General features: G+C 59.2%; 5 protein-coding genes. 1 reads left to right on the plus strand and 4 read right to left on the minus strand.

What is annotated here, in order from left to right; genetic code table 11:
* The first annotated feature begins 113 nt into the window (after nucleotides 1-113).
* Nucleotides 114-1,100, plus strand: coding sequence for a TauD/TfdA family dioxygenase (locus EL26_RS13595; RefSeq protein WP_238546116.1), 987 nt, complete (start codon nucleotides 114-116; stop codon nucleotides 1,098-1,100).
* 189 nt (nucleotides 1,101-1,289) lie between these two features.
* Here EL26_RS13595 and EL26_RS13600 read toward each other — a convergent pair whose 3' ends face one another.
* From EL26_RS13600 to EL26_RS13615, 4 genes are all read right to left on the minus strand, one after another.
* Entirely contained in the window at nucleotides 1,290-10,967 is a 9,678-nt protein-coding gene (locus tag EL26_RS13600) for a non-ribosomal peptide synthetase (RefSeq protein ID WP_038089744.1), read from the minus strand.
* A gap of 186 nt (nucleotides 10,968-11,153) precedes the next feature.
* Nucleotides 11,154-12,284, minus strand: a complete 1,131-nt coding sequence (locus tag EL26_RS13605; protein ID WP_038089745.1) for a glycosyltransferase family 4 protein — start codon at nucleotides 12,282-12,284, stop codon at nucleotides 11,154-11,156.
* Nucleotides 12,285-12,301: 17 nt separating this feature from the next.
* Complete coding sequence (locus EL26_RS13610) at nucleotides 12,302-13,366, minus strand: CotS family spore coat protein (protein ID WP_038089748.1); 1,065 nt, start codon at nucleotides 13,364-13,366, stop codon at nucleotides 12,302-12,304.
* 18 nt (nucleotides 13,367-13,384) lie between these two features.
* A complete protein-coding gene (locus tag EL26_RS13615) occupies nucleotides 13,385-14,413 on the minus strand; it encodes a CotS family spore coat protein (protein WP_038089751.1) in 1,029 nt (342 codons plus the stop codon).
* Between the last annotated feature and the right edge of the window lie 1,055 nt (nucleotides 14,414-15,468).

Genomic DNA, 15,468 nt, shown 5'->3' on the forward strand with positions numbered 1-15,468 from the left:
AGTTTTCGTTGGCGGAAATTACTTGAATGTTTTGGGAGTTTCGGGTATTTTCAATGCATAGAAATAAATGTTCAGTGGTATTTATCAACTTACAGTCAATGGGGGTTGGGAAGATGGACGTGCAAAAAGACCAGATCAAGCTGTCCGCGCTGCAACCGGGGCAAACGCTGCCCTTGGTGGTCGAACCGTCCGAGGCGGGGCTTGACCTGCTGAACTGGGCGAAGCAAAACCGAGCATGGCTGGAGCAAAAACTGCTGGAGCACGGCGGCATCCTGTTTCGCAACTGGAACGTGACGGAGATCGGGAAGTTCGAGCAGTTTACCGAGGTGCTCTGCCCGAATTTGGAGGGCTACACAGAGCGCTCCACCCCGCGTTCGGAAGTGCAGGGCAAAGTGTACACGTCGACGTCGTATCCGGCCGACCAGTTCATTCCGATGCACAATGAGATGTCGTACGCGGCGGCGTGGCCCAAGAAGATCTTTTTCTACTCCGTGTTGGTGGCGGAGACCGGCGGGGAGACGCCGATTGCCGATTCCCGCGAGGTGTTGAAGAAGCTCGACCCGGAACTGGTCGAGCGCATCGCAACGCGCAAGATTCGCTATGTGCGCAACCACATGGAAGGGTTGGACTTGCCGTGGCAGGAAGTGTTTCAGACGAACGACAAAGCGGAAGTGGAAGCGTACTGCCGCGCCAACGGCATGACGTGGGACTGGAAGCCGGACGGCAGCTTGCGGACGACGGCGGTTCGCGACGCGCTGGCGAAACATCCGGTGACGCGGGAGACGGTGTGGTTTAACCAATTGCACCTGTTCCATGTGTCGAACTTGCCGGAGGAAGTGCAAGAGGCGATGGTGTTTGCGCTGGGCGTTGAGAATCTGCCGCGCAACACGTATTACGGCGACGGCACGCCGTTTGAGCCGGAGACGCTGGCGGCGATTCGCCAAGCGTTTGACGAAGTGACGATTTCCTTCCCGTGGGAGACCGGCGATATCCTCATGCTCGACAACTACCTCGTCGCGCATGGACGAGCCCCGTTCACCGGGAAGCGTCAGGTCGTGGTCACGATGGGAGACGTGACGAGCGACCGCCATTTGGAGTAAGACGTAGAAAAAAGCCAGTGCCCGCGAGAGGGCCTGGCTTTTTTGATAGGAGGACCGGCTCCGCAGGGGAACAGGCGTTTGAATGGAATCCAGCCTGATGCGGGGCTTGCTTTTTTGTGTGGAGTGTCCTCCCTGTGCGGGTCTGTTTGATTGTGAGTGCCAGCCCCTTGAAGGAGCTGGCTTTTTGTTTTATTCCAGCACGAGCGCCGCCGGATCGACCGCGAGGGACGCGAGCGCACTTTCCAGAGCGCGGGCGAACGTTTCGACCGTGGCTTTTTGGAAGAGATCGGTGCTGTATTCGAACGCGATGCGCAAGTGCTCCCGCTCTTCCTGAATCGTGACGGTCAGGTCGAATTTGCTGACTTCCGTGTCGGTCTCTTGCAACGGCTCGTACAGCGGCGACACGGCTTCCAGAAACTGACGGAACGTGAACATCGTCGAGAACACCGGCGTGCGGCTCAAGTCACGCTCCGGATTCAATCGCTCGATCAGCAGGTCGAACGGCATCCCTTGGTGCTCATACGCACTCAGGAATTGCTCCTTCACCCGCTGCACCAACTCCCGCCCGTTTGTCACGCCGTCCAACCGCGCGCGAATCGCCAACGTGTTCACAAAAAACCCAATCACAGACTCCAACTCTTCTGCCACCCGCCCGGCAATCGGCGTGCCGACGATCAGGTCTCGTTGACCGGTCTGTTCATGCAGGAACAGCACGTACCCCGCCAGCAACAGCGTGTACAGCGAAACCTCTTCCGCCGCCGCCCGCTCTCGGAGCGAGAGGGTGATTTCCCGGGGAATGGACCACCAAAGCACCGCTCCCTGATCCGTTCGAACAGCCGGACGCGGGAAATCGGTCGGCAAATTCAGCACCGGCAACGGCTTGGCGAGCGTATCGAGCCAATACGCTTCATCCCCCGCAAAGCGTCCGTTCGCCGCTTCTTGCTCCTGCCACGCCGCATAGTCCACATACTGAACCGGCAGTTGCGGCAACGACGCTTCTTCCCCGTTCACCAGCGCTTCGTAGAGAGCGGCGTGCTCGCGGGCGAGCAGTTCGTTGCTCCAGCCGTCCGTGATGATGTGGTGCACGTTCAAGTAGAAGTGATAGTCCGACTCTCCCCGCTTGAACAACAGCGTGCGCACCAACGGCCCCCGCGTCAAATCAAACGGACGGCTGTTGGCGAGCGCAATCGTCTCGCGGATAAACGCTTCCTGCTCTTCCGGCGACTGCGCGCTGAGGTCTTTGTAGAACGGCCGGATGTTGCTCTTGGGCAAGACCTTCTGACGGGGCTCTCCCGCCGCTTCGACGAAAACGGTGCGCAAAACCGCTTGCCGCTCGGCGAGTTGATGCAACGCTTTTTCAAACAGTTTGACTTGCAGCGGGCGTTTGATCGCGATCTCCAGCGGGATGTTGTACGCGCGGCTCGCCGGGTTCAGTTTGTACAGCAGCCAGAGGCGGCGTTGCGCGTTGGAGAGCGGGTAATCGGCGCTCTCCGGCGCTTTCGGGATCACGAGGGAGGATGCGGTGCCCCCCGCTTGCAAACGTTCGTCAATGGCGGCCGCCAAGGCATCGACGGTCGGGTTGGCAAACAGGTCTTTGAGTTCCAGCGCCGTGTTCAAGTCGCTGCGCACGCGGTTGAGGATCTGGATTGCCAGCAACGAGTGCCCGCCGAGGTCAAAGAAATTGTCGCGCACCCCGACTTGCTCGCGCTTCAGCAGTTCGCTCCAGATGCCCGCCAGTTTTTCCTCCGTCGGCGTGGACGGCGCGACGTACTCGCTGACGAGTTCAAACGAATCCTGCGCCGCGAACGCTTCCAGCGCGTGACGGTCAACTTTGCCGTTCGGGGTGAGCGGCATGACGTCCAATTGCACGAGGCGCGGCGGCACCATGTAATCCGGGAGTTTCGTGCGCAGATGGTCTTTGAGAGCGGACACTTCGAGCTCGCCGGACGCTGTCAAGTAGCCAAAAAGGGAATTGTTCCCGTCCGGGCCTTTGCGCGCAATGACAGCTGCCATCTCGACGGCGGCGTGTTGGGTGAGCACTTCCTCGATCTCGCCCAGTTCGATGCGGAAGCCGCGAATCTTCACTTGGTTGTCGACGCGGCCCAGGTATTCCAAAGTGCCGTCGGGCAGCAGACGAACCGCGTCGCCCGTGCGATACAAGCGGTCGCCCGGCGTGTTCGGCAAGCGGTTCGGGACGAAGGACTCTGCCGTTTTTTCCGGCTTGTTGTGGTAGCCGAGGGCGAGTTGCACACCGCCGACGTAGAGTTCGCCCTTGACGCGCACCGGGCAGAGTTGACCGTGCGCGTTCAAAACGTAGAGTTGCGTGTTCGCAAGCGGAGCGCCGATGGTGATCAGCGTGTGCGGCGCTTCGTAGATCGCGCCGGAGACGTCGACCGCCGCTTCCGTCGGGCCGTAGAGGTTGGCGAGCTGCGTGCCCGTCGGGTAGAGCGTGAACCATTGCTCGACCAGTTTGGACGGAAGCGCTTCGCCGGAGACGATCAGCGTGCGCAGATGCGGACGCGCTTCGGGCGGCATCTCTTGCAGAGCGGAGACGACGACGGCGAGCAGGGACGGGACGAACTGCATGTAGGTCGCTCGTTCCGTGAGCAACTGCTGAATCAAGCGTTGCGGATCCAGCACGACAGACTGCGGCATGATCGACAGTTTCGCTCCGTGGCGCAACGGCCAGAACAGCTCGATCACGGAGTCGTCAAAGCAGGCGGTCGTGCGCTGGATCATCACGTCCTCCGCTGTGGCGCGGAACGTCTCTTGGTGCCAGTGCAGACGGTTCAGAATCGCTCGGTGCTGGATCAGCACGCCCTTGGGCTGTCCGGTCGAGCCCGAGGTGTAGATCATGTACGCAAGGTCGTCCGGTGTGCCGACGCGTGGCGGAAGCGTCGACGGGAAGTGCGCGAGGTCGCGTTCCCCTTGCTCCATGAACAGAACAGTTTGCGTTCCCTCCGCCAGTTCGCGATACCCCTGCTTCGTCAAGAGCACACGCGCCCCCGAATCTTCCAGCATGTAGCGGATGCGCTCCGCCGGGTACTCCGGGTCGATCGGCACGTACGCCGCGCCGGACTTCAAGATGCCGTACAGCCCGACCATCATCTCAAGACTGCGCTCCATCAGAATCGCCACGAGTTGATTGCGCGCAACCCCCTGTTCGCGCAAGAAGTGCGCCAACCGGTTCGACGCCGCGTGCAACTCGCCGTACGTCATCATCCGGCCCGTCTCCGGCTCGCTGAGCGCCACACGCTCCGGGTGCGCTTCCGCTTGTTCCGCAAACGCCTCCCACAGCAAGCCTTCGTTGTCATACGCCGCTTCCGTGTCGTTCATCCGGGCATACACCGCCCGATCCCCCTCCGTCAGAAGCGCCGCGGCTCCAAACGGCACCGTGCGGTCGCCCGCGAAATTCTCCAGCACTTGCAGGTACAGATCGGTAAACTTCTCCACCGTCTCCCGCAAGAACAAATCCGAGTTGTACTGGAAGAACAGATGCACCCCCTGCTCTTCAAAATCCATCAAGTTCAACTGCAGATCAAACTTGCTCGTCAACACTTCAAACGGATTCTCCGTCAACTCCAACTGGAATTGCTCCCCGTGCAAGCCCCCCGCCATGCCGACCTCGTACTGGAACATCGTCGAGAAAATCGGCGAGCGGCTCATGTCGCGCTCCGGGTTGATCCGCTCAATCAGCAAGTCAAACGGCACCGACTGGTGCTCATACGCATCGAGCGCCGCCTGCTTGACCGCTTGCACCAACTCGCCCGGCGTCTGCAGACCGTCCATGCGCACGCGCAACGCCAGCGTGTTGACGAAGAAGCCGAACACGTTCTCCAACTCTTCGCTCGTCCGCCCCGCAATCGTCGTCCCGACCACGAGATCGTCCTGCCCGCTCAGATGGTTCAACAAGCGCACATACGCGGCGAACAAGAACATGAACAGCGACACGCCCTCTTGCTGTGCCGCTTTGCGCACGCGTTGCACCAAGTCGTCCGAGAGCACCTGCATAACCAAACCGCCGTTGTACGTCTGCACGTCCGGTCGCGGGAAATCGGTCGGCAAATCCAGCACCGGCAAGGGCTTTGCCAACACCCCGACCCAATGCTCCTGCTCCTTGGCAAAAACGCCGCTTTCCACTTGTCGGGCCTGCCACTCGGCGTAATCCACGTACTGCAGATCCACCTGCGGCAAATTCGGGCTTCGGTCTTCCGCCAGCGCGGCATAGACTTCCTGCAACTCGCGCAGGAACAGGTCGCGGCTCAGCGCGTCGGTGATGATGTGGTGCTTTTGGAGCAAGAACCGGTACTCCGCCTCGCCGGTCTGATAGAGCATCGCCCGCATCAGCGGCCCGTCGCCCAAGTCAAACGGAGTGCTTTCCGTCTCGCGCAGTTTCGCCCGCAAGCGCTGCTCCTGTTCTTCGCGCTCAAACACCCGCCAATCTTCAAACTCCACATGGAACTTCGAGAACGGCTGCACAAACTGGCGCGGCTCGCCGTCCACTTCGCGGAAGACGGTGCGCAACGAGGAATGGCGGCGGATCATCTCGTCAAACGCGAGGGAGAGCAGATCGATTTGGATCGTGCCCTTCAAGCGGATGTTGAGGTTGACGTGGTAGGCGACGTTGTCCGGGTCGAACTTGTAGAGGAACCAGAGTCGCTTCTGCGCGTGCGACAGTTCGTAGTGCGGTTGCAGCGCCGCCGGTTCGATGCGGGCGGCAAGGCCAGATGCGGAGAGGTTCGTTTTTTCCCCGGTTCCCTCGGCGTCGGCTTGCAGGCGTTCGTCGACGCGCGAAGCCAGTTCGGTGAGCGTCGGGTAGGCAAACAGGTCTTTGAGCTCCAGTCCGATGCCGAATGTCTTGCGCAAGCGGGAGTTCACCTGCATCAGCAACAGCGAGTGCCCGCCCATCTCGAAGAAGTGATCACCCGCTCCCACCTGTTCGCGGCCGAGCAGTTCCGACCAGATCGAAGCGACCGCGAGCTCCGTCGGTGTGGAGGGAGCGATGTAGTCAGCCTGCTGTTCGACGGCAACCTCAGCCGCCAGAACCTGCAGCGCTTTGCGGTCGGCTTTGCCGTTCGGGGTGAGCGGCATCTCGTCGAGTTGCACGAGGCGCGGCGGAATCATGTGATCCGGGAGTTTGGCGCGCAAGTGCTCCTTGAGTTCGCCCGCCTCCACGCCGCGGCTCGCCGTGTAGAACCCAAACAACGTGTAGTCGCCGCCCGCCGCCTTCCGCGCAATGACCGCCGCCAGATTCACGTCCGCCGCTTGCAAGAGAACTTCCTCGATCTCGCCAAGCTCCGTACGAATGCCGCGAATCTTCACTTGGTTGTCGACGCGGCCCAAGTAGTCGAGGGTGCCGTCGGGCAAGAGGCGAACGGAATCCCCGGTGCGGTACAACCGCTCGCCGAACGTGCCCGGCAGCGGGTTCGGGAGAAACGCCTCAGCCGTTTTTTCCGGCTTGTTGTGGTAGCCGAGCGCCAATTGGACGCCGCCGACATAGAGTTCGCCGGTGACGTTGACCGGGCAGAGCCGCCGCTTCGGGTTGAGAACGTACAGTTGCGTGTTGGCAACCGGGCGTCCAATCGTGATGTGCGACTGCGGGCCTTCGTAGATGATAAACGAAACGTCGACAGCCGCTTCCGTCGGGCCGTAGAGGTTCGCGAGTTTCGTGCCGGGGTAGACTTGGAACCATTGCTCGACCAGTTTCGCAGGCAACGCTTCGCCCGAGAGGATGATCGTGTGCAGCGGCGGACGCTCGCGTGCCGGCATCTCTTGCAAAGCGGAGAGGACGACGGCGAGCAGGGACGGAACGAATTGAATGTACGTCGCGCGCTCTTGGATCAACTGCTCGATCAAACGGTGGGAGTCGAGCACGACTTCATGCGCCATGATGGAGAGCCTCGCTCCGTGGCGCAGCGGCCAGAACAGCTCGATCACCGAGTCGTCAAAGCTTACCGTCGTGCGCTGGACCACCACATCCTCCGGCGTGGCGCCAAAAATTTCTTGGTGCCAGACCAGGCGGTTGAGAATCGCGCGGTGTTGGATCAGAACCCCCTTCGGTTGACCGGTCGAGCCGGACGTGTAGATCATGTACGCGAGGTCATCCGGTGTTCCGACGGGCTCCGGCATGGAGGTCGGCATGCCCTGATAGAATTGCGTTTCTTCCATTAAAAACGGCTTGGCAGACAGAGACCCTTCTGCCCCCGTCCGGTCGAGGTACGCCCGTTTGGTCAGGAGAATGTTCGCGCCGGAGTCGGTCAGCATGTACTGGATGCGCTGAGCCGGGTATTCCGGGTCAATCGGCACATACGCCGCGCCGGACTTTAACACCCCGTACATCGACACCAGCATTTCAATGCTTCGCTCCATCATCACGGCGACCAGTTGGTTGCGCTGCACCCCTTCTGCACGGAGCAGATGCGCCAACTGGTTGGATCGCCGGTGCAACTCCCCGTACGTCATCATCCGTCCGGTCGACGGCTCCGACAACGCGATGCGTTCCGGATGCGCCTCCGCCTGCTCCACAAACGCGTCGAGCAGCAGATGGTTCAAGTCATACGCCGCGTCGGTGTCGTTCATGTCGGCGTACACCTGCCGATCCGCTGCCGTTAACAAGTCTGCCTCGTACAGCCCTTGCTCCGCGTCGTTCAGCACGAAAGCAAGCAACATCACATACTGCTCCGCCATCTTCGCCACGGTCGAGGGCAGGAACAGATCCGGGTTGTACTCAAAGTACAGCGACGTCTCGCCGTCGTGCTCCAACACTTTCAGCGCGAGGTCGAACTGGCTGGACAAGCGGTGAATTTCAGCAGGCGAGACTTCCAACCCCGGCAGCTGCAACGCAAACGGCGTATTCTCAAACACAAACATCGTGGAAAAAACCGCCGAGCGGCTCAAGTCGCGCTCCGGCTGCACTTTTTCAATCAAGCGGTCGAACGGGTAGGTCTGGTGATCGAACGCTTCCAAGCAACGCGCTTTCACCTGTTGCAACAGACTGCGGAACGACGCGTCTCTGTCAAAGTGCGCTCGAATCGAGAGCATGTTGATGAAGACGCCGAGCAACGATTCCAACTCTCGTGCCGTGCGCCCGGCGGTCGGTGTGCCGACGATGATGTCTTCGTCGCCGCTCAAGCGGTGCAGGAGCAAGTGATACGCCGCCAGCATCACCATGAACAGCGACGCCTCTTCCCCGGCGGCAAACTCGCGGGCTTGTTCGACGAGCCCCGCGTCCAAGGGATAGCGGAACTGCGCGCCCGTGTCGGTCAACACGGCGGGACGCTCGAAATCAAGCGGCAGGTTCAACGTCGGCAGCGGTTTGGCGAGCGTGTTCAGCCAGTACGCTTCTTCGTTATCCAGTTGCCCGGCGGCGAGTTGCTCGTTCTGCCAAGCGGCGAAGTCGACATAGCGCAGCGCGGCGGGTTGCAGATCCGCCTCTTGACCGTGGAGAAGCGCATGGTACAGTTCCGCCACTTCCTGCACGAACAGCCCCGTGCTCCAGCCGTCGGAAATGATATGATGCGTGTTCAGGTAAAAAAGGAACTCGTCCGCACCCGTGCGCAACAGCATCATCCGCATCAACGGCCCTTCGGTCAGGGAGAAAGGCGTGCGGGCGTCCTCGGCCGTCCAGTTGCGTGTACGTTCCACTTGCTCGGCGGCGGAGAGGTGGGTCAAATCCTCGTAGGAAATCGGCAGGGTGCCATGCTCGCGGATCACTTGATACGGCACGCCGTCCTCTTCCACAAACACGGTGCGCAGAATTTCATGACGTGCCGCCATGCGCTGGACCGCCGTTTCAAACGCGCCCAGATCCAAAGCGCCGCGCAGCACGACGCTGTACGGCATGTGATACGACACGTTCGCCGGGTCGAGCTGTTGCAGGAACCAGAGGCGGCTCTGGGCGTGCGACAGTTCATACCGCGCTTGCTCCGGCACGCGGACGATGCGGTGTTGCGGAGGAATCGCGTCCGCCAACGCCACGCTGTCCAGATGAATCGCCAACTCTTCCACCGTCGGTTTGGTGAAAAAGTCTTGCAGCGTCACGCGCACCCCTGTCTCTTCCCGCACGCGGGACAACACTTGCATGGCGAGCAGCGAATGTCCGCCCAGCGTGAAGAAGCTGTCGTGCACGCCGACTTTGTCCACGCGGAGCACGTCGGCCCAGATCGACGCCAAGCTTTGTTCCGTCTCCGTGCGCGGCTCTACATAGACGCGGCCTCGCTCCGGTTTCGCTTCGACCGCCAACGCCTGCAACCCTTTGCGGTCGACTTTGCCGTTGGGGAGCAGCGGCATTTCCGCCAAGAGATGGAACTGCGACGGAATCATCGCGTCCGGCAACTTCTGCTGCAAGTTCGCACGCAAGCGCTCCACCGATACTTCCTGCTCGTCCGACGCGGTGAAATAAGCGATCAGCGTGCAATCGCCCTCCTCTTCCGTGCGCGCCGTGACGACCGCTTCCCGCACGCCCGGCAATTCGACCATCGCCGACTCGATCTCGGCGAGTTCCACGCGAATCCCGCGCACTTTGACCTGGTTGTCCCGCCGCCCGATGTACTCCACGTTTCCGTCCGGCAGATAGCGCCCGAGGTCGCCGGTGCGGTACACGCGGTCCGCGCCTTCCGCGAGCGGGCGCAACGGGTTCTGCAAAAACACCTCGTCTGTCAACTCAGGGCGCTTGTAATACCCGAGCGACAAAAACGGACTGCGGATGTAGATTTCGCCGACTTGCCCGATGCCGCACAGTTTGTTTTTTTCATTGAGGATGAGCGGGGCGGCGCCCTTCATGGCGCGTCCGATCGGGATCGGCTTGCCGGGGGTCGGCCGTTTGTCGATGCGGTGGAACATCTTGATCATCGTGGTTTCCGTGGAGCCGTAGAAGTTGACCAGCTCAATGCGCGTGCCGAAGATCTCCATCCACTGAAGGACGTGCTTGACTTCGAGCACTTCCCCCGCCATCAAGATGCGGCGCAAACGAGGAAACATCCCCTCGTGTGCCGCCGCCAACAGCTGGCGGAAGACGCTGGGGACGCAGTGGATGATCGTAAGCGCTTCAGCTTCAATCCAGTTCACCAGCTCCGCGCGGTCGGTCAGCACGTCGCCGGGCGGCAGGCAGACCGTCCCGCCGTGGCACAGAGGGACAAACAAGTCGCGCAGGCAGGCGTCAAACGACAACGCCGCAAACTGCGACACCCGGTCGCCTTCGCCGATGCCGAACTCCTCCGCTTCCCAGCGGATGAAGTGCGTCAAACTTTTGTGACAGCCCATAACTCCCTTGGGCCGCCCCGTCGAGCCGGAAGTGTAGAAAATATAATTGAGATCGCCCGGTTCGTTGAACACGTCGAGATTCGTGGAAGGATAGGACGCCAGCTCCGCAAACGAAAACGCAGCGGCTTGAACATCGGACGTCGCCGCCATCTCGTGCGAATACAGCGCGTGGACAGGGTCCAACCCGACTGCCGGAATTTCGTCGGCGTACAGGGTTTGCACGTTCGTAAGCCCGGCCGCCGCTTTCAACTCCTGCAGCTTCCCGGCAAACGACGCCTGCGTGACCAACCACTTCGGCGCGACTTCCGAGACGATCATCGCCAGACGATCCAGCGGATACTTCGGGTCGAGCGGCACGAACGCCGCCCCCGCTTTCAAGATGCCAAGCAGCGACACGACCATTTCACAGCTTCTCTCCAAGAGAACTCCCACGAGTTCCCCGCGCCCAACGCCGCGGTCGCGCAAGAAATGCGCCACCCGGTTCGAGCTTTCATTCAGTTCACGGTAGGTCACCTGTTGCGAGCCGAACGACACCGCCGTATGATCGGGGGTTTTTGCGGCCTGCTCATAGAACAAGTGATGAATGATTTGCGAATGTTCATTCATCGCAGTTGCCTCCAATACGTTTTCTTACCTCTGTTCTTCCTTGCCTGTTCCCATTAACCAAATTGATATCATCAGTATAGGTCGTTAAACTTAGACTGTCTAGATCAAGTGAATCAGATTTAAACTAGTCTAACTCCAATAAAAAAACGCCCCGTCGCAGAGGCGTTTTTTTCCCGATCTACAGGTCTACACTTTGCTTCGTTGGAACAGCTTCTGATACGCCGCCAACGTCTCTTCCGCACACCGTTTCCACGTAAACTGCGACGCTTGCTGCAGCCCGTCGGAGCGCATCTTGGCTTGCAGAGCTTCGTCGTTGAGCACTGTGACCATCTTCTGGGCGAGGTCGTACATGTCGTGCGGGTTGATCAACTGCGCCGCTTGACCTGTGACTTCCGGAATCGAGGACGTGTTCGACGTGATCGTCGGCGTGCCGCACGCCATCGCTTCGAGCGGCGGCAGGCCGAAGCCCTCGTAAAACGACGGATAGACGAACAGGTTCGCCGCCGCGTACAGATACGGGAGCTCCAGAACCGGCGCAAATCCGGTGAACACCACTTTCTCCTGCAAGCGCAACGCGTCGACCAGCATCGCCGTGTCGTCGTAATCGCGCGCTTCCTTGCCGACGAGGACGAGTTTGTAGTCGGACGGGATGTCGTGCTGGATTTCGTAGAAGGCGTTGATCAAGCCCTTGACGTTCTTGCGCGGCGAGAACCCTCCGATATAGAGGATGTAGCGGGAGTCGATGCCGAACTTCTCCCGCACGTACTTCCGCGCTTGCGCTTTGTCGATCGGGCGGTACACGCTCTCCGGCGCTTCGTATGTCACGACGACTTTGTCGTCGGGCAGTTGGAAGATGCGCTGGATGTCGCGCTTGGAGTGCTCGGAGACAGTGATGACCAAGTCGGATTGCTCCATGATGCGCGGCATTTCGCTCAGGAAGATCTTCAGATACCCGCGCCCGACCGTTTCCGGGTAGATGTAGGGGATGAGGTCGTGGACGGTGACGACGTTGAGGCAGCCCTTCGTCGCGGGGAGGCCGATTCCGTTTTGCGGGACGTGGTAGATGTCGATGTGCTCTTGCTCCACGCTCATCGGGATATGCACTTCTTCCCAGAACTTATCTTTGCTGCGTTCAATCGAATTGAACACTTCGTCGACGGAAGGGTCGAGGTTTTTATATTCATCGCCCGGCCAGAAAAACCGGTATTCGTTCATTTTATCGAGCATATGCAAATTCTTGACCAGTTGGTACGTGTAGGTGCCGATCCCCGTACCCCGATACCAGATGGCGCCTCGTGCGTCTACTCCAATCTTCATCGTGTCACTCCTTCACGTCAGCGGATCTTGCCCTCTTTCAACACATAGCGGGCTCCTTCTTCAAATTCGCGAAAAAAACGCTCCCGGCGCTGCCGCTGCTGTTCCCACTTGCGCAGACGGGATTCCAACACGTCGGCAGGGCGGTTTTTTTCCACGAATTGATAGCGGGCCACTTCGTAGAGATCTTGCGGGAAGCGAAGCATCGCATGCACCAGGCGTTCTTCGCCCGGATGCGGCTCGGCGCGTTCGTAGTACGATTTGAGGATAAAAAAAGCCGTGCGGGCGTCCCACTTGTCGCTTTTCATGTTGCGCAAGATCAGCGACGCGAGGTCGTGTGCGCGGATGTCGGAGATCGAATAGTCGAAGTCGATGATCGCGATGCCGGGCTTGGCGTGCTCCCCGGTGATCAGCACGTTGTGGTGCGCGTAGTCGTGATGGCAAAACCCCTGCCACTCCTGTTCTTCCTTGGAAATTTCTTCGTAACGCGAAGAGAGCAGCAGCTCCACGGCGCGGGACGCTTCTGTGATACCATATGCGGCCGCGTCGGCATACATGTTGTCAAACGGCGTCCCGCCCTGTTCCGCCAAGACCTGCCACGACCGCAGTTCTTCCATGCGTTCGAGAAAGTGTCCCGTCCATGAGCCCCACTGCTCTTTGCCGATGGAAGCGGCGGTCGGCGGGGGGTGAAACCCGCGGGTCGCGCGGTGGAAATCGGCGAGCCCGCGGGCGGCGAGGGTTAAGTCGTAGATGTGGCTGTAGCGGCTTTCGCGGCCTTGGAGCCATTCCATGACGAAGTATTTGACGTCGTCCTGCTTGACGTAGAGGGCTCCGTCGCGGGTGGGGATCAAGCCCGGCACGTCGAAGCTCTGCTCTTTGACATGCTGCATGGCGGCGAGCGAATAGTCGAGTTCGCCGTCGGTGAACTTGAATTTTTTTAACGCCAGGACGCCAAGCGACGTGTCCAAGCGCACCACTTTGCGCACCGATTCGGCTTTGTACACGTCAAACCCGTACGCGTCCAGCACATCCGGCGCAAATCCGCATTCCTCCAGCGCTTGTGAGATCGTCGTCCGTTCGGCCATCAAGCTCCCCTCCCGGCTCTACAGAGAGGTCGGGAAGACGTCGAGACATGCCTTCCACGCATCCAGTTTGGCGACTTCTTGGTGCATTTTTTTCACGGAGCCCTCCGGCGAGTAACGGTGCGAGAGGAAGCCGCGCTCCACGGCGCGCCAGTAGCGTTGCGGGAAATAGAGCACCGCTTTGAGCACTTCCAGTTCGTCGGGGTGGAGCGGGTCGACGGTGTGGTAGGTGCTCAGGATGAGGTCGGCGGTTTCCGGATTCCAGTCGCTGCGGCGGAGCATCTTGCGCAGGAAGCGGGCGAAGTCGTGAGCGCGCAGTTCGTGGGCGCAGTAGTCGAAGTCGATCACTTGCATCACGCCGTCCGGGCGGCGGATGAAGTTGTGGTACGTGAAGTCGCCGTGCACGAAGCCGCGTTGGGAGCGTTCGCGGTAGAGCACGTCGAGGTAGGGCGAGGCTTTGAGCAGTTCGACGCCTTTGCGGGACATTTCGAGCATCGGTTCGACCGTTTCGAGAAAGGCGGCTTCCATTTCGTTTTGCGGTTCTTGGCCTTTCAAGCGGTCGTGGACGATGAGGATGTCGTTCAATTGGTCTTCGAAGCGTTCGATCCAGCCGGCCCAGCGCGTTTTGATCGAGGCGTTGACGGAAGGCTCGAAGCCGCGGGAAGCAGCGTGCAGGCGGGCTTGGAGTTTGACGACTTCGATCAGTTCTTCGCGGCTGTGGACGTTCATCTCCTCTCCGTCGAGCCACGTGTTCAGAAACAGCAGTTCCTCGCCCAGATCGACAAACGGTTTGCCGTCGAGGGTTTTGATGAAGCGCGGGAGCTCTTGGAAGCCGTTGTGGTAGAGATGTTCTTGGGCTTCGTACATGAATTGCAGCTTCTCCGGTTTGTGGGAGACTTTCTTGAGGGCAAACACGCCCTTGTCGGTTTCCATGCGCACGACGGCGCGCACCGGCTCGGCGCTCAACACCTCCAACCCGTAGAGTTGTTGGAGATCCACTCCGGGGATCACAGTGCCAAGGTCGTATGTCAAACTGTCTTTCTTCGCCAAGTGATGTTCCCTCCTCAACCTCATCAGTCATTCCGTGGGATAGTTCCACCCTAGCCTATGTGGGCGGAGGAGAAAACGTGAGGGGGTGTCTGGGGAGGGTTTTGTATCGAAAAAAAAGACCCCTGCACGCGGGGGTGCAGAAGTCATTTCGAATTTGTCAGGATCACTGTAGTGTGATCTTGAATCACCTTCATCGGAAGGTATTCCGCATGAAATTTATTTCCATACATTCTAATGCAATCCGCTTCGATGACCGATGCACTTGAAAAGAATAGGCTGCTACCCCAACGAGAGTTCCCGTGATACTTCCTTTTTTACGTGCAAGGTTTTCCATTTTATCACCGTGCGATTCATTTAATATTGAGCCAAACAATACACCGCTTGACTTGTAGTTTCATCTTGCAAGAAAGTTTGCATAAAATCCACGTTATCTATATAAGCCTCTCACGCGCAAGCTATTTCAGTCCTTATAATCGTGTCTAGGATTGTAACAGGCTGCATCCATTGCCTCCACAATTCTTGCGCAAATATTTCAGTCCCCTTGTAATCGGGTCTAGGATTGTAACGGACGAATTCGGACGTAAACGATTCGCGGCTCTCGTGTGTTTCAGTCCCCTTGTAATCGGGTCTAGGATTGTAACCGCTCGTTGTCGTCATAGATGAGACTTGCAAACCAGAGTTTCAGTCCCCTTGTAATCGGGTCTAGGATTGTAACCTTGCGTGGTTTCGGTGTCACGACGCTTGTAAGCCATGTTTCAGTCCCCTTGTAATCGGGTCTAGGATTGTAACCGCCCGAATCATGCATAGAAAAACCTAGACACGGCGCGGCTTCTCGTGACTCTTAGAACGGTCGCAAATGCACATTTTTTCGAGGATCGACTTTTTGCTTCAAAACTAGGGGGGATCCTCGAAAATCAATTTCCCTAGACCTATTGTATCCCTTCCAAGTATAACCGATGCACCTCATGGAGAAAATAGCTGATTTTCGGCCTTGTGTGTCGCATTTTGAAAGTGCAGAGTGTCGCGGTCACTGTATATACAGCGATTCCCGTATA

This window comes from Tumebacillus flagellatus (assembly GCF_000714935.1).
GTDB classification, from domain to species: domain Bacteria; phylum Bacillota; class Bacilli; order Tumebacillales; family Tumebacillaceae; genus Tumebacillus; species Tumebacillus flagellatus.